The organism is Curtobacterium sp. PhB146 (assembly GCF_004342995.1).
In the GTDB taxonomy this organism is placed as follows: Bacteria; Actinomycetota; Actinomycetes; order Actinomycetales; family Microbacteriaceae; genus Curtobacterium.
This window is the reverse complement of sequence record NZ_SMBN01000002.1, coordinates 384350-409732: the sequence shown is the minus strand read 5'-3', so window position 1 is coordinate 409732 and position 25383 is coordinate 384350. Positions and strand designations below refer to the sequence as shown.

The window sequence follows — 25383 nt, the reverse complement described above, 5'->3', positions numbered from 1 at the left end:
TGATGTATCTCTCGAAGGGAACTGTTCGTGCACGAGGACTTCACCGGCCTGTACCTGTCGAGCCTCTGGCTCAGCGTCGCGACGCTCGCCGGCGGGTACGCGCGGACCCGGAACCGATCGGCGTGGACCTGGTTCCTCCTGACGCTGCTGTTCGGCCCGCTCGAGGTGCTGCTGCTCGTCACGTGGCCGGCGCGCCCGCCCGGCCGGACCGACCCCGCGCGGACCGATGCGTCCGCATCGGCACCGGACACGGGCGGTTCCGAGGAGTAGCCCTGACGCAGAAGCGCGCAGGACCAGATCCTCTCAGGGAAGGGCGGACACCATGGCGCTGCAGGACGACGTCGTCACCGACGTCGGCGGGGATCGACGACTACGGACCGCGCTGCTGATCGTCGGCATCGTGGCGGTCCTCGTCGGTGTCGCCTCACTCGTGCTCCCGCACGCGACGCTGTTCGCGGTCGCGTGGGTGTTCGGCATCTACCTGCTGGTGTCCGGCCTGTCGATGATCGTCCGTGCGTTCGCCCGCGGGATCGGCACCGGCCGCCGCATCGGCTTGGTCGTCCTCGGTGCGCTGATCCTCGCCGGGGGCATCGTGGCGCTCGTCGCCCCGCCAGTCGGGGTGCGGTGGATCGCGTTCGTGATCGGCTTCGCCTGGCTGGTCGAGGGCATCACGCTGCTCTACGCCCCGACACCGACGAACCGTGCCCTGACGATCGGCGCCGCGGTGCTCAGCATCGTCATCGGCGTGCTCGTCATCAACCTGCCGTCCATCGGGGCAGCGCTGGCCGTCGTCGCCATCGCGGGCTTCCTGATCCTGTTCGGCATCGTGCAGATCGCCCTCGGGGTCACCGTCGGACGCGCTGACCGATCCGCCACGACCGCTGGTCGAGCGGCCTGAGCACGGCCGCTGCGCAGGGGCCCGTCACGGGATCGGCGCCGACGACTCCTAGGCTCGACGGGTGGACGTCACCCTGCGGAACAGCATCCCCGAGGACATCGAGTGGCTCGTGGAGCTGCGTGCGCAGGTCCTCCGTGCCGACCTGGAGCGTCTCGGCCGCTTCGACGCGGTCCGGGTTCGCGGGCGGATGCGTGATGCCTTCGCGCCCGAGCACACGCGGGTCGTCGTGGTCGACGGGCGTGATCGCGGCTCGATCACCGTGCGGCCGGACGCCGACACCCGGTGGATCGAGCACTTCTACCTCGCGCCGGACGTCCAGGGCCGAGGCGTGGGCTCGGTGGTGCTCCGGAGCGTCCTCGACGAACCACACGCCGGACCCGCGCGACTCAACGTCCTGCAGGGCAGCGCCGCGCGCCGGCTCTACGAACGGCACGGTTTCGTCGTCGACGCCGAGGACGACGTCGACGTCTTCATGACGCATCGTCACGTCTGAGCGAGACGAGTACCGCCCCTGACCAGGCCCTACAGCACCTTCGCGTACCAGCGGTCGGAGTACGGGTCGTCGTTGAACGGTGCCACCCGCACGAAGCCGAGCCGTTCGTAGAGCGCGCACGCCTCGGCGAGCTCAGCCCGGGTGTCCAGTCGCAGGGACGCGATCCCCCGCGCACGACACTCCGCCTCGAGCCGGCGCAGCAGCGCCGACCCCACGCCCTGCCCACGGTGGCTCGGCAGCGTGAACACCTTGGTGAGCTCCGCCACGTCGTCGAGGAACCGGGCGCCGGCACACGCGATCGGCCGTCCACCGTCGGACGCCACCAGGAACACGCCGCTGTCCCCCTGCAGGTCGTCGTACGGCTCGTCGGCCAGTGCGAGATCGACCTCGGCAGGCGTTGCGTCGCGCCCGTACCAGCGCGAGGCCACCTCGGTCAGGTACGTCCGCACCATCAGGTCGGACTCCGCCCCTCCGGGGCGGCGCACCTCGACGATCACCGCTGTCCTCCGTTCGTCGCTTCGGACGCTCGAGACGCTCCCGGCGACGGACGGGAGGCGCGGGGCGGGCCCGCACCGGGCCTCCTGGCCGTCACGTGGTCGCGATCGCGAGCCGCACCCGGCTCAGCGGGACGCCGTCGCCTCACGCGCAGCGGCTTCCGCCGCGACCCAGGCGAGCATGCCGCACTTGACCCGCATGACGAACTTCGAGACGCCGTGGAAGGCGATGAGGTCCTCGAGGACGTCCTCGTCGGGCTCGCCGATGCCGCGGGAGCGCATCATCGTGCGGAACTCGTCGGTCAGTGCGAGGAGCTCCGGGACCGTGCGGCCCACGGCCATGTCGGTGAGGACCGATGCCGAGGCCATCGAGATCGAGCAGCCGTCGCCCTGCCAGGCGAGACCGGCGATGCGGTCGGTGCCCGGTTCGAGACGGATGCGGACGGTGATCTCGTCGCCGCACGTGGGGTTGCGCTCGAAGTGCGAGGCGTCGGCGTCGGGCAGGTCGCCGTCGCCGTGCCGGGCCTTGGCGTGGTCGAGGATGACCTGCTGGTACAGGCTGTCGAGGGAGTTCATACGGTCGCTCCGAAGTAGCCGCGGACCTCGCCGACGGCCGCGATGAACCGGTCCACGTCGTGCTCGGTCGTGTAGACGTAGGTGCTCGCGCGGCTGGTGGCGACCAGGCCGAGTCGGCGGTGCAGGGGTTGGGCGCAGTGGTGCCCCGAGCGGACGGCGATGCCCTGCGCGTCGAGGTACTGCGACACGTCGTGGGCGTGCACACCGTCGACGTCGAACGACACCAGGCCCGATCGCGGGACGCCGACCGGCGGACCGACCACGCGGATGCCGGGGACGGCGGCCAGGCCGTCGAGCATGCGCCGGGCGAGGTGCTCCTCGTGCGCGCGGACACGCTCCATGCCGATGCCCTGCAGGTAGCGGACGGCCTCGGCCAGGGCGACGGCCTGCGAGACGGGCTGCGTGCCGGCCTCGAACCGCTCGGGTGCCGGCATGAACTCCGACGCCTCCATGGTCACGGTGGTGATCATGGACCCGCCGGTGCGGAACGGAGGCAGCGCGTTCAACAGCTCGCTGCGGCCCCAGAGCACGCCGATGCCGTTCGGGCCGAGCATCTTGTGCCCGGAGAACGCGGCGAAGTCGACGCCGAGCTCCTGCACGTCGAGCGGCCGGTGCGGCGCGGACTGGCAGGCGTCGAGGACGACCAGTGCGCCGCGGGCGTGGGCGAGACCGACGATCTGCTCGACGGGGGCGACCATGCCGGTGACGTTCGAGACGTGCGCGAACGCGACGACCTTGGTGTGGTCGGTGATCAGGGCCGCGGCATCCTCGGCGGTCCAGGTGCCGTCGTCGGCGACCGGGACCCAGCGGAGCGTCGCACCGGTCAGCGCGGCGAGTTCCTGCCAGGGCACGAGGTTCGCGTGGTGCTCGGCCTCGGTGACCAGGATCTCGTCGCCCGGTCCGATGCGGAAGCGAGCGGCGTCGACCCCGCCCCGGCCACGGCTGGCGTTCGCGATGCCGTAGGCAACGAGGTTGAGGGCGTCGGTGGCGTTCGCGGTCCACACGACCTCGCTCGGACCGGCAGCGCCGATGAAGTCGGCGACGGTGGCACGGGCGTCCTCGTAGGCATCGGTGCTCAGGGCCGCGAGCGTGTGCGCGCCGCGGTGCACGGCGGCGTTGTCGTGCTCGAGGAACCGGCGCTCGGCGTCGAGGACCTGGGTCGGGCGTTCCGCCGTCGCCCCGGAGTCCAGGTACGCCAACGGTTGCCCGTTCACGTCCTGCGCGAGGATCGGGAAGTCCGACTTGATCGTCTCGACCTCGGCCTCGGTGAGCGGCTGGTTCGGCGCCACGACTGTCACGTCTCGTCCTCCTGGTGTTGCTGTCCGGAGCAACCCGTCAATGGTGGCCGTTGTTCCCGACGGCGTCCAGTCGGCACGGGAACGGCCCAGGACCACGCCGGGTCCTGGGCCGTCGCACGGTGGGGCTACTCGTTGCCGATCTTCTTGTCCGCAGCGTCGCGGGCACCGTCGATCTTGTCGTCGTACTTGCCGCCGGTGGCCTTCTTGACCGCGTCGGCGACGCCCCCGAGGACCTTGTCGCTGATGTCCTCGGCCTTCTCGCTCTTCAGGGCGTCCTGGACCTTGTTGTCCTTCAGGAAGTCCTGGGCCTTCTTCGTGATGTCGTCGAACCCCGCCATGGCCTGCTCCTCAGCTCGGTGCGGAGCCCGTCGCTCCGTCATGCCGCAGATCGTAGGCCGCAGAACCGACGTCTGTCCCGGAACGTGACGAAGTGTTCACACCATCTGGGCGCTGCGTCGACGTGCCAGGACGTACCCGACCGCGACCGCCCCGGACACCGCGAGCAGCGACGGGATGAGGATGTCGGTGCCCTCCTGGGTGAACTCGACCACCAGGACGAGCGCCGTGAACGGGGCCCGCATCGTGGTCGCCAGGAACGCCGCGGCGCCGACGAACGCGAAGGCCGCCAGGCCCGGGCCGTCAGCCGGCCAGAGCAGGAGCCACGCGCCCCCGAGGCCGCCGCCGATCGCCGAACCGATCGCGATCGATGGTGTCAGGGTGCCGCCGACCGCGCCGGCACCGATCGTGGCCGACGTGGTGATCGTGCGGACGACGCCGAGCAGCAGGAGCAGCACGATCGGCGCCAGGCCGGCGACGGTGTCGTCGTCGAGCGAGGCGTTCATCGCGACGATGCCCAGCGCCCGCCCGTTGCCGAGGATCTCGGGGAACGGCACCGCGATGAGCCCGACCATCGCGAACACCACCGGCAGCACGACGAGCAGGTGCCAGCCCTTGGGCGCGATGCCCTGCAGCCGGTTGGTGAGCTTCACGAACCCGACGCCCGCCAGGCCGAGGACGGGCCCGACGATGATCGCCCAGACGAGCAGCGACGGCGACATGTGCATCGCCGGCACGTGGTAGAGCACCTCGTCCGGGATCACGAGCCGGGCGACGAACGCGGCGACGGCACTCGTGGCGAACGCGGGCAGGGCCGTGGCGAAGCTGATCTCGCCGAGCAGGACCTCGACGGCGAACAGCGCACCGCCGAGCGGGACGTCGTACACCGCGGCGAGGCCCGCTGCCGCTCCGCAGGCGACCAGGATCTTCGTCTCGCGCGGGGTGAGACCGGCACGACGGGTGACGAGTTGGGAGAGCCAGGCGCCGACCTCGCGCGGGGCGACCTCCTTGCCGATCGAGGCGCCGAGCCCGACCGCCAGGATCTGCACGCCGGCGTTCGCCAGGGTCGCGAGTGCGGGCATCCGCTTGCCGCCGACCGCCGCGGTGACCGACACGATCGGACGCCCCCAGCGTCGGAGCGCCCACCAGGCGAAGCCCGTCAGGACACCGGCGGCCACGAGGGCGAGGAACCGGTTCAGCGCCGACGGTGCGTCCGCCGCCTCGAGGTGCCCACCGAAGCCGTACCCGAAGGCCACGAACTGGATGAGCTGCAGCGCGAGCCACACGGCGATGCCGGCGATGCCGCCGGAGACGCCCACCAGGGCGGTGACGACGGCGAGCTTGAGCGCCCAGACGGGGGTCGCGTGTCCGGAGCGCGGCATGTCGGAAACCCTAGCGGCTCCGATCACCGGCACCGGGCCTCCCGGTCATCCCGCCTGTCGTCAGACGGCCGTCAGACGGAACGGGACCACGCAGTCGGCGGGCATGAGCGGCGGGTGCAGGCCGACCGTGCCGAGCACCCGACCGCTGAACACCCGTGCGCCGCTCCACCAGTCCGGCCGGACGATCCCGTGCCCGTCACCGACCACGATCGGGTCGACGCGGTACGAGACGTCCGGGTCGAGGTCGCGGAAGGTGACCCGACCGGTGCCGGACACCTCAGACCGCCCGATGCTCGCCAGGAAGAAGACGGCCTGCTGCCGGTCCGGCGTGACCGTGCCGTACACGAGCCGGGAGTCGTCGACCTCGTCCATGCGCACCAGGTCGCCGCCGTGCAGCAGCCCGCGCAGCTCCTTGTACAGCGCGATCCACTCGGCCAGCGACGCCGACTCCTCCGCCGTCGCCTCGGTGAGGTCCCACTCGATGCCCAGGTGCCCGACGAGCGCGGTGCCGGCCCGGAAGGCCAGGTCGTGGACGCGGCCCGTCGAGTGGTTCCTGCCGCTCGCGATGTGCGCGCCGAGGAGTTCCGGGGGCAGGAGCTGCTGCGTCCACCGGTGCATCTGCTGCCGCTCGAGGGGGTCGATGTCGTCGGACACCCAGACGCGGTCGGTGTGCTCGATCACGCCGAGGTCGACCCGGGCGCCGCCCGACGCGCACGACTCGATCTCGAGCGTCGGGAAGCGCTCCTTCAGGGTCGCCATCAGCCGGTACGTCGCCAGGGTCTGCTCGTGCACCGCCGCGCCGCCACCGGGGAACCCGGCCTCCACCAGGTCGCGGTTGTGGTCCCACTTGACGTACTCGATGCCGTACTCGCCGATGATCGCCGTCATCCGCTCGAGCACGTACTCGTACGCCTCGGGGATCGCCAGGTCGAGCACCTGCTGGTCGCGGGACCGCATCGGCAGTCGGCCGTCCGCCTGCATGATCCACTCCGGGTGGGCGCGGGCGAGGTCGCTGTCCTCGTTCACCATCTCGGGTTCGAACCACAGGCCGAACTCCATGCCGAGGGCCCGGACACGGTCCACGATCGGCCCGAGCCCGTCGGGCCAGACGTCCTCGTCGACGTACCAGTCACCGAGCCCGAGGTGGTCGTTCCGGCGGCCGCGGAACCACCCGTCGTCGAGCACGTACCGCTCGACCCCGAGGGCCGCGGCGCGCTCCGCCAGGTCGGTCAGCCGGGCGAGGTCGTGGTCGAAGTACACGGCCTCCCAGACGTTGATCGTCATCGGCCGCGGCGTCGTCGGGTGCTGCGGCCGGCTGCGGAGCCACCGGTGGAAGCGTCGGGCCTGGTCGTCGAGCCCGTCACCGTGGGTGAACCACACCCACGGCCCCTCGTACGTCTCGCCCGTGCCGAGCCGGACCTCGCCCGGCAGCAGCAGTTCGCCGCCGCCGATCACCTGGCGCCCGGTCGACAGGCGTTCGGCGTGGTGCCGGTGGTTCCCGCTCCACCCGGTGTGCACGCCCCAGACCTGCCCGCGGGCGAAGCCGAAGCCGGGCTCCCCCACCGTCAGGACGGTCGCGGCGTCGGCGCCGGTCCGGCCCTTGCGGCTCTCACGCTGGTGGGTGCCGACGACGAGTTCACGGCGTTGCGGGGTGCGTTCCTTGCCCCACCGACCGGCGAAGTCCAGGACCTCGCGCGCACCGGACGGGATCGGCATCGCCACCGTCAGGTCGTCCACCGTGTAGACGCCGTCGGCGGTGTTCGTGACGGCAGCCCGGGCACGGACGAGTCCGGAGACGAGCACCTCGATCGTCAGCCGGACGGCGAGCCCCGCGGTGTCGTCGGCAGCCTCGGCCGTGACGGTCGTGTCGGTGACGTCGAGCGCCCGCACGGTGAACGCCGGCGACCAGTCGTGGCCGTCGCGGTGTCCGGCCAGGCCGGGTCGTCCGCTCCACCCGCGGTTCGGCTCGGGCAGCACGGCGACACGGACGGGGTCGTCCATCTCGTTCTGGGCCACGGGGGCGACGTCCGCGTCGGCGAGTGCGACGAGCGCGTCGTCGTCGAGTGGCCCGAGGGCTGCTCCCCAGTGGACCACCGCGGGCAGCGCGTGGTCACGGCAGTCGAGGACGAGGGAGACGCCCCCGGCGGTCAGGTGGACGAGGTCGGACGAGGTCACGGCCCCAGTCTTCCTCAGAACCAGCGCTTGACCTTGAACACGACCCACAGGATCGCGGCGAACAGGACCATCCCGACGATCGACAGCGGGTAGCCCCAGGTCCACGTCAGCTCGGGCATGTGCGTGAAGTTCATGCCGTAGATGGCGGCGATGAGCGTCGGGGCGAACAGGATCGCCGCCCAGCCGGAGATCCGCTTCGTGTCGTCGTTCTGCTTCTGCGCCGCCAGGGTCGAGTCGACCGTCAGGGCGTTCTGCAGCAGCTGCCGGAACGTGTCCAGCCGCTCCACCGTGCGGATGGCGTGGTCGAGGACGTCGCGGAACCGGCGCTGCATCTCGATCGGCAGGTGGTACTTCTCGGCGCCGCGGTGCAGGTTCTCGATGACGTGGATGAGCGGTCGGGCCGCACGCTGGAAGTCGACGACCTCGCCGAACAGTTCGTAGATGCGCCGCGAGACCCCGGCCTCGCCCGCGAACAGCTGGTCCTCGATCTGGTTGATGTCCTCTTCCAGCCCGTCGATCACCGGCACGTAGCCGTCGACGATCGTGTCCATGAGCGCCCAGAGCTGCGCCTGCGGTCCGACCGTCACCAGGCCGGGCTTGCCGCTCATCCGCTGCAGCGCTCGCGGGACGGTCGGCTTGCCGCGCGGGTCGGCCTTCACCACGACGAGGAAGAAGTCCTCGCCGACGAAGGCGTGCACCTCGCCGAACGCCACCTCTTCCTGCCCGTCGTTGTAGAGCGCGGGCTTGAGGACCACGAAGAGCGTCGAGCCGTACCGCTCGAGCTTCGGTCGCTGGTGCCCCTCGGCGGAGTCCTCGACCGCGAGCTCGTGCAGGCCGAGCGCGACCGCGACGTCGCCGAGCTCCTGCGCGTCCGGTTGGTACAGCACGATGCACGCGCTCGCGCCCTGCTCGTCGAGCATCCGGAAGGTGTCGTCCAGCGACGGACTCGCCATCGGGGCGATCCGGTCGACGTACACGGTGTTCATCTCGACGCTCACGCGACCACCGTACGCAGGTGACCGGCTTTCGGACGGGAGGCCCGTGGCGGGCCCGCCACGGGCCTCCAGTCCGCCGTCCCCCACAGGCTGAACGCACGCTGCGCGCCCGACAGGACCGCCCGCCTACGGTGCAGGTCATCAGCATGCTGACGAAGGGAACGGTCATGAAGAGGATCTGGAAGCGCATCGCAGTCGCCGTGAGTGCCGTCGTGGCGGTCGTCGGAGCGTTCGTCGGGTCCGGCGCCGCCGGCGGGACACCGATCCAGGACGCTGCCGGCGGAGCACTGTCGGCGTCGTCGACCGCCATCGCACCGGACGGCCCGGCGTTCTCGATCTGGAGCGTCGTCTACGTCGGCCTCATCGCCTACGCGATCCGCCAGCTCTTCCGCACGTCGGACGATGACCGGCACGCGAAGCTGGCGGTGCCGGCGATCCTGTCGCTGCTGCTCAACGCGGCGTGGATCCTGTCGGTGCAGTTCGGGTTCCTGTGGGCGAGCGAACCGATCATCGTGGCCCTGCTCGCGGTGCTGGTCTGGACGTTCACGATCCTGCGGCGGACGAAGCCCTCCGGTGTCGTCGAGGCGATCGTCACCGACGGCACGTTCGGCCTCTACCTCGGGTGGGTGTGCGTCGCGACGGCAGCGAACACGGCCGCGGTGCTGACGGCAGCGGGCTTCCGGGGCTTCGAACTCGGGCAGGACGTCTGGGGTGTGCTCATCGCAGCGGTGGCCGGGCTCGTCGGGCTGCTGCTGGCGGTGTGGGGTCGGGGTCGCCTGGCGCCGATGCTCTCCCTGGCCTGGGGGCTGGCGTGGGTGGCGGTCGCGCGGCTCGACGGTCCGCTGGTGTCGACGCCGACCGCCGTGGCCGCGGTGGTCGCAGCCGCCGCGGTCGTGGTGGTGACGGTCGCCGTGCGGGCGCGTGCGGGTTGGTCCGGCGCGCGTGGCTTGGCGGCGCGCACGGCCTAGCCAACATTCGCGCTCAGCGACAGTTCACGGCCGCGAGGCTGCGTGAACTGTCGCTGAGCGCGAAACAACGCGCGCCAGCGCCGGGCCCGCAGGCGGCCGGGGCCTACCGCGCGGACGCCACGAACCCGTGCGCGGACGCCACGGCCTCGTTCGTGACCTCGCCGGCGTGCACGTTCAGGCCGAGGGCGAGCGACGGGTCGGCGGCCAGCGCGGCCTCCCACCCGCGGTCGGCGATCGCGACGGCGTACGGCAGCGTCGCGTTCGTCAGCGAGATCGTGCTCGTGCGCGGGACGGCACCGGGCATGTTCGCCACGCAGTAGTACACGGTGTCGTGCACCGCGAACGTCGGGTCGTCGTGGGTGGTCGGGTGCGAGCCCTCGAAGCAGCCGCCCTGGTCGATCGCGATGTCGACGAGCACCGATCCCGGCCGCATGTCCGCGACCATGGCATCGGTGACGAGCTTCGGCGCGGACGCCCCGGGGATGAGCACGGAACCGATCACCAGGTCGGCGTCCCGCAGGGCTTCCGCGATGGCGTGCGCCGACGACCGCAGCGTCGTGATCCGCCCGTCGAACCGGGCGTCGAGCGCGCGCAGCCGGGGCAGGCTGATGTCGAAGACCGTCACGTCGGCCCCCATGCCGAGCGCCATCGTCGCCGCGTGCTCGCCCGCGACCCCGCCGCCGATCACGACGACGCGGCCCTTCGGCGTGCCGGGCACCCCACCGAGCAGCAGTCCGCGTCCGCCGTTCGTGCGCATCAGGTTGTAGGCGCCGACCTGGGCGGACAGCCGTCCGGCGACCTCGGACATCGGCGACAGCAGGGGCAGCGAGCGGTCCGGCAGCTGCACGGTCTCGTAGGCGATCGCGGTGGCCCCGGAGTCGATGAGTGCATCGGTCAGCGGGCGGTCGGCCGCCAGGTGCAGGTACGTGAAGAGCACCTGTCCCGGACGGATGAGCGGGTACTCGGACGCCACCGGCTCCTTGACCTTCAGGATCAGCTCGGCGCGCGCCCAGACCTCGGCGGCGGTGTCGACGATCTCGGCGCCCGCGGTGCGGTACTCGTCGTCGGGGAACGCCGACCCGGTGCCGGCGCCGGCCTGCACCAGGACCTGGTGGCCGTGCAGCGCCAGCTCCGCGGCACCCGCCGGGGTGGCCGCCACGCGGTACTCGTTGTTCTTGATCTCGGTGGGGACGCCGATGCGCATCGCAGACTCCTTCGTGGGTGGTGCTCTCGTCCACACCATTCAGCGCCGGATTCGTTGCGGTGACGTTACGGCCGAAGATCCTGACGACACACGGCGCATCCGTGCGATGAGATTCGGCGATCAGCCGCTCAGAAGACCTTGCCCGGGTTCAGGATGCCTGCCGGGTCGAACACCCGTCGGATCCCCCGCTGCAGCTCGAGCACGTCGTCCCCGAGCTCGTCACCGATCCACCGACGCTTCAACACCCCCACGCCGTGCTCGCCCGTCAGGGTGCCGCCCAACTCGATCGCGGCACGGAACATCGCATCAGCGGCGTCCCAGACCTGAGCCGGCACCTCGTCGCCGTCGAAGACGAAGTTCGGGTGCAGGTTGCCGTCACCGGCGTGCGCCACGGTCGGGATCGGGACGCCGTGTTCGCGGCCGATGGCCTCGACACGGGCGAACATCTCGGCGAGCCGGCTGCGCGGCACCGCGACGTCCTCGATGAGCACCCGGCCTCGCGACTCCATCGCGGCGTGGAAAGACCGACGGATCGTCAGCAGGCGCTCGCGTTCCGCCGCCGACCCGGCCAGGTGCACGGTCCCGCCCTCGGCCTGGAGGCGCGGCACGGCTCCCAGCGCGGCCTCGGTCGCGCCCGGGCCGTCGAACTCCACGAGCAGGAAGACCCCGCCCGCCGCGGTGCTCCCCACCGTCTCCACGATCACCTCGGGTCCCAGGTACGCCGCGATCCCCTCGAGGGCGAGGACGTCCAGCAGCTCGACCGTCGACGGCCGATCCGCTCCCGCCACGACGGCCGCTGCCGCGGCCGCCGCCTGCTGCACGGACGGGTAGACGGCCCCGAGGGTCGCGGGCTCCCCCGCCGGGATCGGGACGAGTCGGACCGTGGCGCCGACGATGACGCCGAGCGTGCCCTCGGACCCGACGAGCAACGCCGTCAGGTCGAGGCCGGTCACCCCCTTCACGGTGCGGTGGCCGGTCGACACGAGCCGGCCGTCCGCCAGCACGACGTCGAGTCCGAGTACGGCCTCGCGCGTGACGCCGTACTTCACGCACCGCAGACCACCGGCGTTCGTGGCGATGTTCCCGCCGACGCTCGCGATCGCCGCACTCGCGGGGTCCGGTGCGAAGCGCAGCCCGTGCTCGGCGACGGCGGCGTTCAGCGCACCGTTGAGCACCCCGGGTTCGACGACGGCGAGTTCGTCCTCGACGGACACCTCGACGATGCGGTCCATCCGCGCGACGCTGAGCACCACCGTGCCCTCGGTGCCGTTCGCGCCACCCGCCAGACCGGTGCCGGCGCCGCGCGGGACGACGGGGACGCCCAGGGCCGAGCAGGTCCGGAGCGTCGCCTGCACGTGTTCGACGGTGCGGGCCTCGACGACGGCGACCGGACCGCCGGGTGCGATCCAGCCGGACTTGTCGGTCCGCGCGGCGTCGAGCACGCCCGGTTCGGTCCGGACGACGGTGCCGTCGGGGTCGTGCAGGGCGGAGCGGAGCTCGGTGACGACGGTGTCCATGTCGTCACGCTACCGCCGCCGGGTGGACTCCCCGGCTCGGTGCCCCCACGGCGGTCAGCGCGTACGGAGCGACTCGCTCGGCAGCTCGCCGAAGCGGGCACGGTACGTCGCCGAGAACCGCCCGAGGTGCCCGAAGCCCCACGACCGGGCGATCTCGGCGACCGAGGTCTCGTCGCGCGCACCCCCGAGCAGGTCCGCCCGCGCACCGTCGAGCCGCACCTCGCGCAGCAGGTCGCCGGGCGTCTGGTCGAGGTGCCGTCGCAGGGACTGCTGCAGCCCGCGCGGGCTGAGCCCCGCCGCCGCGGCGATCTCCGGTGTGCCGATGGGTTCGCGGGCGTGCTCGTGCACGAAGTCGAGCGCGCGGCGGACGCGGCCGTGCTCCGGACCGCCGCCGGCCACGGTCGAGCGCCAGCGGTCGCGCTGCGGGAACGCACGGATCGCAGCGGTCGCGAACGCCTCGGCGATGTCGCGCTGCGCGATCGGGTCGAGGTCGCGGTCGACGTCGAGCCACGTCGACGAGTGCGTCCGGACCACGTCCTGCCACGCGGCCGTGCCCGCAGCCGTCGGGCGCTGCATCGGCTCGAAGGCGAAGTCGTCCTCGCCGACCAGCGCCCGGACGAAGTCGCGGTCCAGGTGCACGAGGTTCAGCGCGATGTCGCGGTGGTGCAGGGAGTACGGCTCGGCGAACGGCAGCACGACGGGCACGCCGGCTTCGAGCGCCCAGGTCTCGCCGCCGCAGGTGATCCGGCTGGAACCGCTCCGCATCCAGGCCACCAGGAACTCGTCGTCGACCTGGCTCTCGCTGCGCAGGTCGACCATGAACCGCGACGACCGTAGCGACATCCGGTCGTCGCCGACTCCGGCGAAGTCCCAGTGCGCGGTGGGGCGGGTGCGCCGGACCGCGGGTGCCCGGAAGTCGTAGTCGCGCCCGAAGAACGCGAGCGCCTGGTCGACGTCCGTGCCGACCACGCGACGGGAGTACCGGCCGCCCGGTCGGTCCATCGAGATCACCATGGCCGAGAACGTACCCGGCACCCCCGACAGAACCGGGTCACATCCTGACTCAGGGCTGCAGGATCGCCTGCCCGACGCTCTCGTCCAGGATCAGGTCCGTGACGAGCCCGGACGCCAGCGCACCCCGCAACGACGCGGCCTTCGACCGGCCCGCGACGACGCAGACCCGACGCGGAGCGCGCTTGATGGTGTCGAGGTCCGGCCCGCCGGCGCGCGCGTTCACGCCGATGTCCCGCCACGACCCGTCGGCCCGGTAGAACACGGTCGAGACGTCCCCGACGACCTGCGCCTTCGTCAGCTCGTCGCGGTCCGCGGGGTCGAGGTAGCCGCCGGAGTACACGTGCGACGGCACCGGGGCCTGCGGGGCGCCCACACCGAACACGACCAGGTCCATCCGCTCGTGCAGGTCGAGCACACGGCGGATCGAGCGCTCGCGGAACAGCGCCTCCTTCGTGGCGGGGTCGTCGAAGAACGCGGGCACCGGGAACTGCTGCACGAACGCGCCGTACGCCTCGCCGAACCGCCGCAGGATCTCCGAGGCGTAGACGATGCCCGTGGTCCGGGTGTTCGCGGCGCCGTTGATCTGCACGATCGTCGAGCCGTGGGTGGTCTTCGGCACGAGGTACCGGCTGACCGCGCTCACCGTCGAGCCCCACGAGATCCCGATCACCATGTTCGACTCGACGTACTGCGTCAGGATCCGCGCGGCGGACAGGGCGACCCGCTCCAGCCGGTCGACGTCGCTCGTGTGGTCCGGCACCGGGACGACGTGCGCGTGCACCCCGAACCGCGAGCGGATGCTGCGGCTCAGCGCGGCCGCCTGGTCCAGGGGTGAGCGGATCTGGATGTCGACGAGACCGGTGTCCCTGGCGTACTTCAGCAGGCGCGACACCGAGGACCGCGAGGTCGCGAGTTCGTCCGCGATGGCGTCCATCGTCAGGTCCTGCAGGTAGTACAGGTGGGCGGCGCGCAGCGCCTGCTGCGTGCGCATGGGCTGAGCCGCATCGCTCATGGTGCTCCGATCTGTCGAACGCAACCATGCACGGACGTGCAGGGCCTCTGCAACCCCTGTCGTGCCTCCCGGCCCCCGGATCGGAGCGCACGACACGTGTGCTGCACGTTCGTGCACGCAAGTTGCCCGACCTCCCAAACCGGCGCACGATCGATCCTGACCACGAGAACAGACGAAGGAAGCGACGAACCATGTCGAAGAAGACACAGCCCCGGAACACGGTGACCGCCCTCACCGAGCGCCCGAACGCGCAGGTCCTCGTCGTCGGCGGCGGCATCAACGGCATCGCCACGTTCCGCGACCTCGCGCTGCAGGGCGTCGACGTCGCCCTGGTCGAGCGCGGCGACTACGCCTCCGGTGCGTCCGCCGCGTCGAGCCACATGATCCACGGCGGCATCCGCTACCTCGAGAACGGCGAGTTCCGCCTGGTGCGCGAGAGCGTCCAGGAGCGCAACGGCCTCATCCGCATCGCCCCGCACTACGTCAAGCCGCTGCAGACGACGATGCCGATCTTCTCGACGTTCTCCGGCATCATGAACGCCCCGCTGCGCATGCTGACGCACAAGCAGCGCTCCACCAAGGAGCGCGGCGCGATGCTCATCAAGATCGGCATGACGATCTACGACTCCTTCTCGCGCGACGGCGGCTCCGTCCCGAAGCACGTCTTCCGCACCAAGAAGGCCGCGCTCGAGGACATGCCCGCACTCAACAAGGACCTCAAGTACACGGGTACCTACTACGACGCGAGCGTGCACGAGCCCGAGCGCCTGGCCCTCGACGTGCTCAAGGACGGCATCGCCGCCGGCACCGGGACCGGCTCCGCGGCGACCGCCCGCGCGACCAACTACGTCGAGGCCGCCGGCACCCGCGACGGCGGCGTGCTGCTCCGCGACCGCGAGACCGGCGAGGAGTTCGTCTTCTCCGCCGAGGTCGTCGTCAACGCCTCCGGCCCCTGGACCGACCTGACGAACGAGGCGTTCGGCGGCGAGACGAAGTTCATGGGCGGCACGAAGGGCTCGCACATCGTCGTCCAGAACGACGAGCTGCTCGAGGCCACCAAGGGCCGCGAGCTGTTCTTCGAGAACGACGACGGACGCATCGTCCTCATCTACCCGCTCAAGGGCCGGGTCCTCATCGGCACGACCGACATCGACGCCGACCCCTCGAAGCCGGTCACGACCACCGACGAGGAGATCGACTACTTCTTCGGGCTCGTGAAGCACGTGTTCCCGCAGATCGACGTCACCCGCGACCACATCGTCTACAGCTACTCCGGCATCCGCCCGCTCCCCCGCCACGAGGACACCGCCCCCGGCTTCGTCTCGCGTGACTACCGGATCGTGGACACCCAGATCGCCGGGCTGCCGAAGTCGACCGTGCTGTCGCTCGTCGGCGGCAAGTGGACGACGTTCCGCGCCCTCGCCGCGCACCTGTCGACCGAGGCCACCACGAAGCTCGGGATGACCCGCAAGGTCGACACCACCGGCATGGCGATCGGCGGTGGCAAGGAGTTCCCGACCACCGACGCGCAGCGCGCCCTGTGGATCACCTCGCACCGTGACGGTCTGGACGAGTCCCTGGTCGAAGGCCTGCTGGAGCGCTACGGCACCCGTGCCGCCGAGGTCGTGGACGTCCTGACCGACGGCCCCGTCGAGGCGCTCGAGTCCGACCCGTCGCTCACCCGCGCCGAGGTCGCGTACTTCGCCGAGCACGAGCAGGCCGTCCACCTGGTCGACGTGGTGCTGCGCCGCACGAACCTCGCGTTCGTCGGCGGTGTCACGATCGATCTGCTCGACGAGCTGGCCGACGTGCTCGCCGGGGCGCTCGACTGGACGCCCGAGGAGCGCGCGGACGAGGTCCAGCGCACGCTCGACGTGCTGCGCGAGGCGCACCGCGTGATCGTGCCGCTGACGTCCGCAACGGCACAGGCGTCGGCGTCGCAGCTCGCGTAGTCGACGCGACCGCATTCGGACGGGAGGCCCGGTACCAGCTGGTACCGGGCCTCCCGTCCGTCATGGGGTTGCGTTCTCGTGCGTCAGTAGCGCTCGCCGGTCGGGTCCAGCGCGGTGCGGTCGATGAGCTGGTCACCACCGATCGGCTCGCCCTCCCAGTCGACCAGGTGCCAGCCGTCGGCGAAGGACCCCTCGAGCTCGACGATGCCGGTGTTCTCCAGGTGGCGCTTGGTGCCGAAGTGGTCCGGGGTGTTGTCGGCGGCCGCGCTCGCCCAGGTACGGATCGCCGCACCGTGACTCACCGCCGCCGCCACGCCGACGCCGGTGGCCTCGATCTGCCGCACGGCGTCGTCGTACCGCTCGAAGAACTCGAGCCCGCTCTCCGCCCCCGGCATCCGGGTCGTGCGGTCCCCGCCGGACCAGCCGTGCACCGTCGAGATGTACAGCTGCACGGACACCTTGTCGCTCTTGCCCTGGGTGTCCCCGGCCTCGATCTCACGCAGACCGGGCAGCACGACGGGCTCGAGCCCGAGCGACGCCGCCAGGGGCGCCGCGGTGATCTGCGTCCGGACCATGGTGGAGGCGAAGAGCCGCTCGATCCCCCGGTCGGCCAGGGCTGCCGGCAGGGCATCCGCCTGCTGCTGGCCGAGCTCGGTCAGTCCGGGTCCGGGCACCACGGCGTCGAGGACACCGTTCACGTTCGCGGGGGTCTGGCCGTGGCGGATGAGCAGCAGTCGCATGGATCCACCCTACGGACCACCGCCGACGTCAGCCCTGGCGGGTGTTCCAGCGGGGGTTCTGCTTGTTGATGACGTAGGCCCGGCCGCGGCGACGGACGACCTGCGAGCCGGGGATCTTCTTCAGTGCCTTGAGCGAGTTGCGGACCTTCATGGTTCTCCTCCGTCGGCGCTCTCTTGTTGAGAACGGTTTTCAGGTAGGGTACCCGACATGCGTGCTGCTGCCATCACCCTCGTCACCGCCCTCCACGAGGCCGACGCCGACCGCGTCGCCGCCCGGATCACCACCGGGCACCGGATGCACGTGGACGGGAGCGCGTTCGCAGCGGCCCGCGCGGTCGCCGAGCGGGCTGACCACCTCGACCGCGCCTGCGGCCCCGACGCCGACCACGGCCTCGTCGTCACCCTGCGACCCGGCTCCGACGCCCGCGCCGTGGGCATGATGCTCGCGAACGCCGCCCGGAGCGAGACCGGCGACGACCGGGTGCTCCGACACGTGGTCGGGGTACTGCGTGCCGACGACATCGCCCACCTGCTGTGGTCCGACGTCGACGACGCGTTCGTGGCCGCCGACCGGGTGGCGTCCCTCGTCGAGTACGCGACCGTCATCGCGCTCGACCGTCTCGCGCCACTGTCCCTGCGCCGCCGTCGCGCACTGGTCGCACTGCTGCACCGGCTCGCACCGCAGGCCGTGATCGTGGCGCTGCCCGCACTCCGGACCGCGCGCGACCTGCCCGCGTCGAACGGCGGGGCCGCTCGGGTCCTGGCCTCGGGCGCCGGGTGGATGCGCGCCCTGTCGAGCGGAGCCGACACCGGCCGGGACGCCCGCGACGACCTGGTCGCGATGCGCTACCGGGAGCCGCTGCCGTTCCACCCCGGGCGACTGGCCACCGTGATCGAGCGAGACCTGGCCGCCGGTAGCTCGGGCCGGGTGCTCCGCTCGAAGGGGTTCTTCCGGCTGGCGTCACGCCCGGACCACGTCGGCTCGTGGTCGAGCTTCGGGGCGATGCTCGCGCTCGACCCCACCGCGAACCCGTCGTGGGACGCCGACGCCCCGATCGGGCAGGCGCTGTGGTTCGTCGGCGAGCGGCTCGACGTGCGGGCGATCGAACGTGCCCTCGACGAGGCGCTGCTCACGCCGCCGGAGCTGCTGGCCGGGCCGGATCTGTGGCGCGGGTGGGCGGACCCGTTCCCCGTGTGGCCGGCGGTGGACCCGGCGTCGGAGCACCGGCACGAGTGAGGCGAGTGCGCGCGGGTGCGTGCGTGCGCATCTTCCGACAGGACACGAGTCGATCGACGCGTGGATCGTCGCAGCATGCGCATGCATCCGGTGCGTGCGCATCTTCCGACAGAACACGAGTCGATCGACGCGTGGAACGTCGCAGCATGCGCACGCACAGACGGGAGGCGCGGTGCAGGTCGGACCTGCACCGCGCCTCCCGTCCGTGGTCGCGTCGCGAGCGCCCCCCAGTGTCAGCGCGCCGGCACGGCCTCGGCCTCGGCGGCGTCGCCCGCGGCCCGGGCGGCAGCGTCCTGCGCGGCGAACGGCAGGTCCCCCAGGTCCAGGTTCGGGTTCGTGTCCTGCGTGAGCACGAGTTCCTTCGCCTCAGCCTCGGTCTCCACCGCCGGCATCGAACCCGGCAGCGGACGGCGCGAGGACTCCTTCATGCAGAAGACGCCGATCGCGCCGACGACGCTCATCGCCATCAGGAAGTACGCCGGGGCGAGTTCGTCCCCGGTCACGGTCAGCAGCGCCTGCACGATCAGAGGCGTGGTCCCACCGAAGACCGCGATGGCGATGTTGTAGGCGAAACCCATGCCGCCGTACCGCGTCGAGGTCGGGAACAGCGCCGGCAGCGACGCCGCCTGGTTCGACACCCACAGCGCGGTCATCAGTGCGAGCAGCCCGAGTCCGGCCAGCGTGGACCACTGCGCACCGTGCCCGATCAGCATGAACGCCGGCACGACGAGCACCACGGTCGTCGCGGCACCGATCCACATCACGACGCGTCGACCGAGCTTGTCGGACAGCTTGCCGGTGAGCGGGAGCATGACCGCCAGCAGCAGGAGCACCGGGATCGTCAGCAGTGTGCCGTCGAGCGGCGAGTACCCGAGCGAGTCGGTCAGGTAGGTCGGCATGTACGAGGTCAGGGCGTACCCGACGGTGTTCGACGCCGCGACGAGCATGATCGCGATGACGATCGGCCGCCAGTGGTCCCGGACCATCACGAGCACGTTCGCGGGACGCTCTCCGTCGAAGGACGCGCGGGTCTCGGACGCGGCCTCCTGCGCCGCCTGGGTCGCCTGGAACACCGGCGACTCCTCGATGCGCAGACGGAACCAGATCGCGACGACGCCGATCACACCGGCCGCCAGGAACGGGAAGCGCCAGCCGTAGGCGACCATCGCGTCCTCGCCGAGGGTGATCTGCAGCACCGAGACCACGGTCGCTCCGAGCGCGAAGCCCAGGTAGCTGCCGAAGTCCAGGATGCTCGCGAAGAACCCGCGGCGACGGTCCGGGGCGTACTCGGTCACGAAGGTCGTCGCACCGGCGTACTCACCGCCGGTGGAGAACCCCTGCGCCAGCTTCAGCACGACCAGCACGATCGGTGCGAACACCCCGATCGTCGCGTAGGCGGGCAGCGCTCCGATGAGGAACGTCGACGCCGCCATCATGATGAGCGTCGTCGCGAGCACCTTCTGGCGCCCGATGCGGTCGCCGAGACGGCCGAAGACGATGCCGCCGAGCGGACGGGCGATGTACGTCGCAGCGAAGACACCGAGGCTGAACAGGATCTGCACGGCGGGCTCGGCGGTCGGCAGGAAGACCTTCCCCATCGTGACCGCCAGGTAGCCGTAGACGCCGACGTCGTACCACTCCATCGTGTTGCCGACGACCATGCCGCTCACCGCGCGGCGCATCATGCTCTTGTCGACCACGGTGACGTCGCTCTCGCGCAGACGTCGGTGCGGCCGGGTCGGGGTATGGCTGGGATCGGAGCCCATGTCTCTCCTCGAGGATCGTGACGAGCCGGCAGGGACCGGCTCGGGCCGGTGGAGACCGGCTCAGGAACAGCGAGCGACGTTACCGAGCGACCGAAATGTCATTGGCCGGTGATTCCCAGGCAGCGGCGTGTCACCCGAACGGGGGGAGGGCCCGATCCGCATGCGCCTGCGGATCCGGAAGGCTGAGTAACGAGGACATAACATCGGCGCATGGCGATCGAACCCGAGACGAAGAGCTGGACCTGGGTCATCGAGGGCACCTGCCCCGAGTGCGGCTACGACGGCACCACGGTGTCGATCCGCGACGTGCCGGGGATCATCGACGCGAACACGACCGCGTGGCCGACCGAACTCGGCCGGGATGACGTGCGCGAGCGTCCCGACGACCACACCTGGTCGGCACTCGAGTACGGCGCCCACGTGCGCGACGTGCACCGGAAGATGACCGAGCGGCTCGCCCTGATGCTCACAGAGGACGCCCCGACGTTCCCGAACTGGGACCAGGACGCCACCGCGGTCCAGGACCGGTACGGCGAGCAGGACCCGGCCGTCGTCGTCCGGGAGCTCGGCGAGGCCGCACACCGGGCAGCGCGGGCGTTCGACGAGGTCCGTGACGACCAGCTCGAGCGCACCGGACTGCGGTCGGACGGCAGCGCCTTCACCGTCGCGAGCCTCGCCACCTACTACGCGCACGACCCCGTCCACCACCTGTGGGACGTGCGGCGCACGCACTAGGTTCGGGCGTACCTGCCCGAATCGGGCGTACCTGCCGGAATCGGGCGTACCTGCCGGAATCGGGCGTACCTGCCGGAATCGGGCGTACCTGCCGGAATCGGGCGTACCTGCCACGAAGAAACGACCAGGTATGCCCGAAAGCGCCTTCCATCGCGCCCGTTCTGGGAAGGAGCGCGCACCTGCCAGGCGTCGAGCAGACCGCTCAGGCGAGCGCGTCGAGCAGGGCGCGGGCCGTCGCGGCGTCCGACACCAGCTCGTTGACGAGCCCCCCGCGCACCGCGCCGACGATGCTGCCGACCTTGGCACTGCCGACGGCGACGCCGACGGCGTGCGGCACACCGGACAGGACCTCGCGCGAGGTCCGGACCATCCGGTCGCTGCCGGGGAACTCGATGGGCGAACCGTCCGCGGCGTAGAAGTTGAGGCAGACGTCACCAGCAGCGTGGTCGAACGCGGCGTCCTCGACGGGGACGCCCCGCGCCAGGGCGTCGCGCGTCGGGGTCGGCGCCCCGATGCCGAGGATCGCGCCCTTCGCCCGGCCCCAGAGCCCGACGACGTGCTGGAAGGCCGGGTCCTCGTCGAGCGAGGACCGCATCGCGGGCGACGGCAGCGCCTGCGCGAACAGGAAGGCGGGGATCGCTCCGGAGTGCTCCGCAGCGGTCCGGGTGATCTCGTTCGTCTGGAACCACGGCATCGGGTCGGCCTGCCCGCCCACCGTCGGGACGAGCTGCACGCCGGGCAGGCTCGGCATGCCGGCGTGTGCGACGTCGTACACCGTGCGGCCCGACGACATCAGGACGGCGTCGCCGGGGACGAGTCCCATGCCCTCGACCGCTGCGGCCAGGGGCGCGGCGAGGTCGGCGCCGAGCGTGGCGGTGTGCGTGACGGCGGCCAGGTGCACCGCTCGGATGCCGAGCACGACCTGCAGCCGTTCGGCGAGCGCGACGGTCTCGTCCTGGAACGGGTCGACGACCTCGATGCGGACGAGACCGGCCTTGCGCGCCTCGGCCACGAGCCGCGACACCGTCGGACGCGAGACACCCAGGCGCGAGGCGATCTCGACCTGGGTGGCGTCCTCGAGGTAGTACATCCGCGCCGCCTGGTACACGGTGTCGAGCGGGAACCGGGTCCGGGCACCCTCGGCGGCAGGGTTCTCGGCGGACATGCGCCGATCGTATCCCCGGCACACCTCAGCGGATCGTGAACCCGCCGTCCACCCGGAGGTCGGCGCCGTTCACCATCGCGCTCGACTCCCCCGCCAGGAACAGCACCGCGGCGGCGATCTCGTCGGGGGTGGCGAAGCGGCCGGTGGGGATCTCGTCCTGGTGCCGGATGCCGTTCTCGTTCGCCCACGCGGCACGGCCGAGGTCGGTGAGCACGACGGTCGGCGACACGGTGTTGACGGTGACGCCCCGCCCGCCCCACTCGAGTGCGAGCACCCGGGTGAGTCCGATGACGCCCGCCTTCGAGGCGCAGTAGGCGGCGTGCCCGTCGATGCCGACGTGCGCGGCCTGCGAGGCGATGTTCACCACGCGCCCGTACCCGGCGGCGAGCATGTGCCGACCGACGGCCTGGGCGACGCGGAAGGTGCCGGTCAGGTTGACGTCGATCGTCCTCGACCAGGTCTCGGCGGACAGTTCGTCCGCCGGAGCGAGTGCGGCGATCCCGGCGCAGTTGACGAGCACGTCGATGCGGCCGAAGTGCGCGATGACGTCGGCGACGGTGCGCGCCACGGACGTCTCGTCCGTCACGTCGCAGCCGAACCCGGCATGGAGGCCCGCGGCCGGCAGGTCGGCCGCCGCCGTCGTGGCGCCGTCCGCACGGACGTCGACGATCGCGACCCGGGCACCCCGTGCGGCGAGTGCCCGGGCGATGGCGTGCCCGATGCCGGAGGCGCCGCCGGTCACCACTGCGGTGCGGCCGGTGAAGTCGTTCGTCAGGTCGACGGTGTCCGGGCCCGGGCGCAGGGCTGCGGCGAAGTCGGTGGTGGTGCTGGTCGTCATGTTCGCTCCTTTGCGTCGGGTCGAACCTAGCAGAAATTGTGTTCTGGACAAACGTTCTGCGAGGTGTACAGTCGTCGCCGAAGCCATCCAACGAAGGAGCAGCGCATGTCGACGACGACCGAGAACGCGGCCACGACCGCCACCACGACCATCCCCACGACGATGCGAGCCGTCGTCGTCCACGGCCCGGGCGACTACCGGCTCGAGGAACGCCCCGTGCCGACGCCCGGTCCCGGCGAGCTCCTGCTCCGCACCGACGCCGTCGGCATCTGCGCGAGCGACCTGAAGTGCTACCACGGCGCCGCGAAGTTCTGGGGTGACGAGAACCGCGCCGCCTGGGCCGAGACGGACCGCATCCCCGGGCACGAGTTCGTCGGGACGATCGTGTCCGGCGACGACGACACCCTGGCGAAGCGGAAGGTCTCGCTCGGCGACCGCATCGCGTGCGAGCAGATCGTGCCGTGCTGGGAGTGCCGCTACTGCCTCGAAGGCGCGTACTGGATGTGCAACGTCCACGACATGTTCGGCTTCAAGGGCTACGACGGCGCGATGGCCGAGTACGTGCTCGTCCCCGCCAAGGCCCTGACCCACCCCGTGTCGAGCGCTCTGCCCGGTCAGGTCGCCGCGTTCGCCGAGCCGCTGTCCTGCGCGTTCCACGCCGTCGAGCGGGGCGACATCAAGTTCGGCGACACCGTCGTGATCGCCGGCGCCGGACCGATCGGCCTCTCCGCCATCGCCGGTGCTCGACAGAAGAACCCGCTCCGGATCATCGCGCTCGACGTGGTCGAGGCGAAGCTCGAGCTGGCACGCAAGGTCGGCGCGGACCTGACGATCAACATCGCCGAGGACGACGCGGTCGCCCGGGTCAAGGAGCTCACCGACGGCTACGGCGCCGACGTCTACATCGAGGCGACCGGCCACCCGTCGGCGGTGCCCCAGGGCCTCAACCTGCTGCGCAAGCTCGGCACCTTCGTCGAGTACTCGGTGTTCAAGGACGCCGTCTCCGTCGACTGGTCGATCATCTCGGACGACAAGGAGCTCGACGTCCGGGGCGCCCACCTCGGCCCGCACACCTGGCCGGCGGCGATCAAGCTGCTCGAGGCCGAGACCCTGCCGATGTCGGAGATCTGCACGCACCAGTTCCCGCTCGAGCGGTTCCAAGAGGCCCTCGACCTGGTCGGCGACTCCGCCGGCGCGAGCGTCAAGGTCTCGATCCTCCCGTCCCTGCAGGCCTGAGCCCGCCGACCCTTGGAGTCAGCAAGCATGTCAACGACGACACAGCGCGCCACCGGTGCGCCCACGACCCCTCGCGCCGAGGGCCGCCTCGACCGGATGGGGATCCCCCGCCCGCTCGCCCTCGGGTTCGTCGCCGTCCTGGTCTTCATGACCGGGAACGGCGTCGAGTCGAACTTCATCACCCCGCACATGGTCGCGGTCCTCGGCAGTCCCGAGGCCACCGTCGCGACGATCGTGACCTTCTACAGCCTCGCCGCCCTGATCGGCAGCTACGTCTCCGGCGCCCTCTCCGACCTGATCGGGCCGCGCCGGGTGATGATCCTCGGGTTCGCCGTCTGGGTCGTCTTCGAGGTGCTCTTCCTGCTCGCGCTGAACATCGGCAGCGTGCCGTTCGCGGCCGTCGCCTACGCCGTCCGGGGCTTCGGCTACCCGCTCTTCGCCTTCGCGTTCCTGGTCTGGGTGAACATCACCACCCCGGTCGAGCGGAACGGTTCGGCGGTCGGCTGGTTCTACGTCGCCTTCACGGGTGGCCTGCCGACGCTCGGTTCCCTCTTCGCGATCGGCGCCATCCCGGTGTTCGGCGGCGGCACGATCGGTGAGACCGGCGCGATGGTCGCCTCGATCGGCCTGGTCGTGATCGGGTTCCTCATCATGCTGTTCGGCGTCCGGCTGCCGAACGGGTTCTCCCGCATCGCCCCGGCCGGCGAGAGCGCCTGGCAGGTGCTGACGAGCGGCATCCGCCTGACCGTCACCCGGCCGAAGATCCTGATGGGCTTCCTGGTCCGTCTGATCAACACCGCGCCCGAGTTCGGCATGTTCGTCGTCCTGCCCGCCGTCATCGCGAACGAGCGCGGGTGGGGCCAGAGCCGCTGGCTGCTCATGACCGTGTGCGTCTACGCGACGAACATCCTGGTGAACGCGCTGTTCGGCTGGGTCGGCGACAAGATCGGCTGGCAGCGCACCGTCAAGTGGTTCGGCATCGTCGGGTCCGCCCTCGGCCTCATCGCCTGGTGGTACGTCCCACAGCTCGTCCCCGCCGGGTCGGACTGGGGCTACGTGCTCTCCGTCGTCGCCGGCTGCGTGTTCGGCTGCCTGCTCGCCGGCTTCGTGCCGATGGGCGCGATCATGCCGGCGCTCGCCCCCGAGCACAAGGGCGCCGCGATGGCGATGTACACGACGGCGGCCGGCGGCGCGGCGTTCCTCGGCACCGGTGTGGTCGCCGCGGTCTTCGCGCTCGGCGGTGGCGGTCAGGCCGCGACCTGGACGTTCGTCGGCCTGTACGCCTGCGCGTTCGTGATGATCCACTTCCTCGAGGTGCCGCAGGGCACCCGCACCTCCCACTGAAGGACTCG

25 protein-coding genes are annotated in these 25383 nt (G+C 71.3%); 9 read left to right on the top strand and 16 right to left on the bottom strand.

Annotated elements, in window-relative coordinates; all coding sequences use genetic code 11:
* Positions 1-27: 27 nt before the first annotated feature.
* The 3 genes from EDF33_RS10335 to EDF33_RS10325 all read left to right on the top strand — a co-directional run bounded on the left by EDF33_RS10335 (position 28) and on the right by EDF33_RS10325 (position 1391).
* Positions 28-270, top strand: coding sequence for a hypothetical protein (locus tag EDF33_RS10335; protein ID WP_132100005.1), 243 nt, complete (start codon positions 28-30; stop codon positions 268-270).
* Positions 271-322: 52 nt separating this feature from the next.
* Positions 323-898 (top strand): DUF308 domain-containing protein, encoded by a 576-nt coding sequence (locus EDF33_RS10330; protein WP_165918789.1) that lies wholly within the window; start codon positions 323-325, stop codon positions 896-898.
* A gap of 61 nt (positions 899-959) precedes the next feature.
* The gene (locus EDF33_RS10325) at positions 960-1391 is read left to right on the top strand and encodes a GNAT family N-acetyltransferase (protein WP_207906675.1); all 432 of its coding nucleotides are present in this window, start codon (positions 960-962) and stop codon (positions 1389-1391) included.
* A gap of 29 nt (positions 1392-1420) precedes the next feature.
* On the opposite strand, the gene EDF33_RS10320 is transcribed toward EDF33_RS10325, so the two are convergent.
* The 7 genes from EDF33_RS10320 to EDF33_RS10290 form a co-directional block, all read right to left on the bottom strand.
* Positions 1421-1888, bottom strand: coding sequence for a GNAT family N-acetyltransferase (locus EDF33_RS10320; protein WP_131879426.1), 468 nt, complete (start codon positions 1886-1888; stop codon positions 1421-1423).
* Between the two features lie 123 nt (positions 1889-2011).
* The gene (gene sufU / locus EDF33_RS10315) at positions 2012-2461 is read right to left on the bottom strand and encodes a Fe-S cluster assembly sulfur transfer protein SufU (protein ID WP_123291997.1); all 450 of its coding nucleotides are present in this window, start codon (positions 2459-2461) and stop codon (positions 2012-2014) included.
* Positions 2458-3750 (bottom strand): SufS family cysteine desulfurase, encoded by a 1293-nt coding sequence (locus tag EDF33_RS10310; protein ID WP_123938764.1) that lies wholly within the window; start codon positions 3748-3750, stop codon positions 2458-2460. Before EDF33_RS10310 ends, sufU begins: the two co-directional genes overlap by 4 nt.
* A 134-nt stretch (positions 3751-3884) precedes the next feature.
* Positions 3885-4097, bottom strand: coding sequence for an antitoxin (locus EDF33_RS10305; RefSeq protein ID WP_123292323.1), 213 nt, complete (start codon positions 4095-4097; stop codon positions 3885-3887).
* A gap of 96 nt (positions 4098-4193) precedes the next feature.
* Positions 4194-5477 (bottom strand): chloride channel protein, encoded by a 1284-nt coding sequence (locus EDF33_RS10300; RefSeq protein WP_123338757.1) that lies wholly within the window; start codon positions 5475-5477, stop codon positions 4194-4196.
* 60 nt (positions 5478-5537) lie between these two features.
* Positions 5538-7652, bottom strand: coding sequence for an alpha-galactosidase (locus tag EDF33_RS10295; RefSeq protein WP_132100004.1), 2115 nt, complete (start codon positions 7650-7652; stop codon positions 5538-5540).
* A 14-nt stretch (positions 7653-7666) separates the two neighbouring features.
* Positions 7667-8650: a magnesium and cobalt transport protein CorA gene (locus EDF33_RS10290; protein ID WP_243692430.1), complete on the bottom strand. Its 984-nt coding sequence runs from the start codon at positions 8648-8650 to the stop codon at positions 7667-7669.
* Positions 8651-8814: 164 nt separating this feature from the next.
* On the opposite strand from EDF33_RS10290, the gene EDF33_RS10285 reads away from it, so the two are divergent.
* Entirely contained in the window at positions 8815-9615 is an 801-nt protein-coding gene (locus tag EDF33_RS10285) for a tryptophan-rich sensory protein (protein WP_132100003.1), read from the top strand.
* 103 nt (positions 9616-9718) lie between these two features.
* Here the strand turns inward: EDF33_RS10285 and ald are convergent, their stop codons facing one another.
* The 4 genes from ald to EDF33_RS10265 form a co-directional block, all read right to left on the bottom strand.
* Positions 9719-10819, bottom strand: coding sequence for an alanine dehydrogenase (ald, locus tag EDF33_RS10280; RefSeq protein WP_132100002.1), 1101 nt, complete (start codon positions 10817-10819; stop codon positions 9719-9721).
* A 128-nt stretch (positions 10820-10947) separates the two neighbouring features.
* Positions 10948-12336: an FAD-linked oxidase C-terminal domain-containing protein gene (locus EDF33_RS10275; protein WP_123291993.1), complete on the bottom strand. Its 1389-nt coding sequence runs from the start codon at positions 12334-12336 to the stop codon at positions 10948-10950.
* Positions 12337-12390: 54 nt separating this feature from the next.
* Complete coding sequence (locus EDF33_RS10270) at positions 12391-13350, bottom strand: AraC family transcriptional regulator (RefSeq protein ID WP_132100001.1); 960 nt, start codon at positions 13348-13350, stop codon at positions 12391-12393.
* Positions 13351-13399: 49 nt separating this feature from the next.
* Complete coding sequence (locus tag EDF33_RS10265; RefSeq protein ID WP_165901120.1) at positions 13400-14362, bottom strand: sugar-binding domain-containing protein; 963 nt, start codon at positions 14360-14362, stop codon at positions 13400-13402.
* Positions 14363-14553: 191 nt separating this feature from the next.
* Between EDF33_RS10265 and EDF33_RS10260 the strand changes: the two genes are divergently transcribed.
* Positions 14554-16314, top strand: a complete 1761-nt coding sequence (locus EDF33_RS10260) for a glycerol-3-phosphate dehydrogenase/oxidase (protein ID WP_131879434.1) — start codon at positions 14554-14556, stop codon at positions 16312-16314.
* Positions 16315-16397: 83 nt separating this feature from the next.
* On the opposite strand, the gene EDF33_RS10255 is transcribed toward EDF33_RS10260, so the two are convergent.
* The gene (locus EDF33_RS10255; RefSeq protein ID WP_131879436.1) at positions 16398-17054 is read right to left on the bottom strand and encodes a histidine phosphatase family protein; all 657 of its coding nucleotides are present in this window, start codon (positions 17052-17054) and stop codon (positions 16398-16400) included.
* A gap of 28 nt (positions 17055-17082) precedes the next feature.
* Positions 17083-17205: a type B 50S ribosomal protein L36 gene (ykgO, locus tag EDF33_RS10250; protein ID WP_131879438.1), complete on the bottom strand. Its 123-nt coding sequence runs from the start codon at positions 17203-17205 to the stop codon at positions 17083-17085.
* Between the two features lie 57 nt (positions 17206-17262).
* Between ykgO and EDF33_RS10245 the strand changes: the two genes are divergently transcribed.
* Positions 17263-18291 carry a GTP-binding protein gene (locus tag EDF33_RS10245; protein WP_131879440.1) on the top strand — a complete coding sequence of 343 codons (1029 nt, stop codon included), beginning with the start codon at positions 17263-17265 and terminating at the stop codon, positions 18289-18291.
* 233 nt (positions 18292-18524) lie between these two features.
* Here EDF33_RS10245 and EDF33_RS10240 read toward each other — a convergent pair whose 3' ends face one another.
* Positions 18525-20057: an MFS transporter gene (locus EDF33_RS10240; protein ID WP_123338750.1), complete on the bottom strand. Its 1533-nt coding sequence runs from the start codon at positions 20055-20057 to the stop codon at positions 18525-18527.
* A gap of 210 nt (positions 20058-20267) precedes the next feature.
* Here EDF33_RS10240 and EDF33_RS10235 point away from each other — a divergent pair, with 210 nt between their 5' ends.
* Complete coding sequence (locus EDF33_RS10235) at positions 20268-20792, top strand: DinB family protein (protein WP_132100000.1); 525 nt, start codon at positions 20268-20270, stop codon at positions 20790-20792.
* A 202-nt stretch (positions 20793-20994) separates the two neighbouring features.
* On the opposite strand, the gene EDF33_RS10230 is transcribed toward EDF33_RS10235, so the two are convergent.
* Together EDF33_RS10230 and EDF33_RS10225 are read right to left on the bottom strand one after the other, a co-directional pair.
* On the bottom strand, positions 20995-21957 hold the full coding sequence (locus EDF33_RS10230) for a sugar-binding domain-containing protein (RefSeq protein WP_111084401.1): 963 nt from the start codon (positions 21955-21957) through the stop codon (positions 20995-20997).
* A gap of 25 nt (positions 21958-21982) precedes the next feature.
* On the bottom strand, positions 21983-22795 hold the full coding sequence (locus EDF33_RS10225; RefSeq protein ID WP_132099999.1) for a GolD/DthD family dehydrogenase: 813 nt from the start codon (positions 22793-22795) through the stop codon (positions 21983-21985).
* Between the two features lie 105 nt (positions 22796-22900).
* On the opposite strand from EDF33_RS10225, the gene EDF33_RS10220 reads away from it, so the two are divergent.
* Both EDF33_RS10220 and EDF33_RS10215 read left to right on the top strand, forming a co-directional pair.
* Positions 22901-24031, top strand: a complete 1131-nt coding sequence (locus EDF33_RS10220; RefSeq protein WP_123672438.1) for a zinc-binding dehydrogenase — start codon at positions 22901-22903, stop codon at positions 24029-24031.
* Positions 24032-24058: 27 nt separating this feature from the next.
* The gene (locus tag EDF33_RS10215) at positions 24059-25375 is read left to right on the top strand and encodes an MFS transporter (protein ID WP_207906674.1); all 1317 of its coding nucleotides are present in this window, start codon (positions 24059-24061) and stop codon (positions 25373-25375) included.
* Positions 25376-25383: the final 8 nt, after the last annotated feature.

What these genes read in the sequence shown, in the direction of transcription:
- EDF33_RS10270 (WP_132100001.1), bottom strand. Translation starts at nt 13,350, where the DNA reads ATGGTGATCTCGATGGACCGACCGGGCGGCCGGTACTCCCGTCGCGTG.
- EDF33_RS10215 (WP_207906674.1), top strand. Translation starts at nt 24,059, where the DNA reads ATGTCAACGACGACACAGCGCGCCACCGGTGCGCCCACGACCCCTCGC.
- EDF33_RS10300 (WP_123338757.1), bottom strand. Translation starts at nt 5,477, where the DNA reads ATGCCGCGCTCCGGACACGCGACCCCCGTCTGGGCGCTCAAGCTCGCC.
- EDF33_RS10225 (WP_132099999.1), bottom strand. Translation starts at nt 22,795, where the DNA reads ATGACGACCAGCACCACCACCGACTTCGCCGCAGCCCTGCGCCCGGGC.
- EDF33_RS10260 (WP_131879434.1), top strand. Translation starts at nt 14,554, where the DNA reads ATGTCGAAGAAGACACAGCCCCGGAACACGGTGACCGCCCTCACCGAG.
- EDF33_RS10240 (WP_123338750.1), bottom strand. Translation starts at nt 20,057, where the DNA reads ATGGGCTCCGATCCCAGCCATACCCCGACCCGGCCGCACCGACGTCTG.
- EDF33_RS10265 (WP_165901120.1), bottom strand. Translation starts at nt 14,362, where the DNA reads ATGAGCGATGCGGCTCAGCCCATGCGCACGCAGCAGGCGCTGCGCGCC.
- EDF33_RS10285 (WP_132100003.1), top strand. Translation starts at nt 8,815, where the DNA reads ATGAAGAGGATCTGGAAGCGCATCGCAGTCGCCGTGAGTGCCGTCGTG.
- EDF33_RS10245 (WP_131879440.1), top strand. Translation starts at nt 17,263, where the DNA reads ATGCGTGCTGCTGCCATCACCCTCGTCACCGCCCTCCACGAGGCCGAC.
- EDF33_RS10330 (WP_165918789.1), top strand. Translation starts at nt 323, where the DNA reads ATGGCGCTGCAGGACGACGTCGTCACCGACGTCGGCGGGGATCGACGA.
- EDF33_RS10220 (WP_123672438.1), top strand. Translation starts at nt 22,901, where the DNA reads ATGTCGACGACGACCGAGAACGCGGCCACGACCGCCACCACGACCATC.
- sufU (WP_123291997.1), bottom strand. Translation starts at nt 2,461, where the DNA reads ATGAACTCCCTCGACAGCCTGTACCAGCAGGTCATCCTCGACCACGCC.
- EDF33_RS10235 (WP_132100000.1), top strand. Translation starts at nt 20,268, where the DNA reads ATGGCGATCGAACCCGAGACGAAGAGCTGGACCTGGGTCATCGAGGGC.
- EDF33_RS10230 (WP_111084401.1), bottom strand. Translation starts at nt 21,957, where the DNA reads ATGTCCGCCGAGAACCCTGCCGCCGAGGGTGCCCGGACCCGGTTCCCG.
- ykgO (WP_131879438.1), bottom strand. Translation starts at nt 17,205, where the DNA reads ATGAAGGTCCGCAACTCGCTCAAGGCACTGAAGAAGATCCCCGGCTCG.
- ald (WP_132100002.1), bottom strand. Translation starts at nt 10,819, where the DNA reads ATGCGCATCGGCGTCCCCACCGAGATCAAGAACAACGAGTACCGCGTG.
- EDF33_RS10305 (WP_123292323.1), bottom strand. Translation starts at nt 4,097, where the DNA reads ATGGCGGGGTTCGACGACATCACGAAGAAGGCCCAGGACTTCCTGAAG.
- EDF33_RS10255 (WP_131879436.1), bottom strand. Translation starts at nt 17,054, where the DNA reads ATGCGACTGCTGCTCATCCGCCACGGCCAGACCCCCGCGAACGTGAAC.
- EDF33_RS10275 (WP_123291993.1), bottom strand. Translation starts at nt 12,336, where the DNA reads ATGGACACCGTCGTCACCGAGCTCCGCTCCGCCCTGCACGACCCCGAC.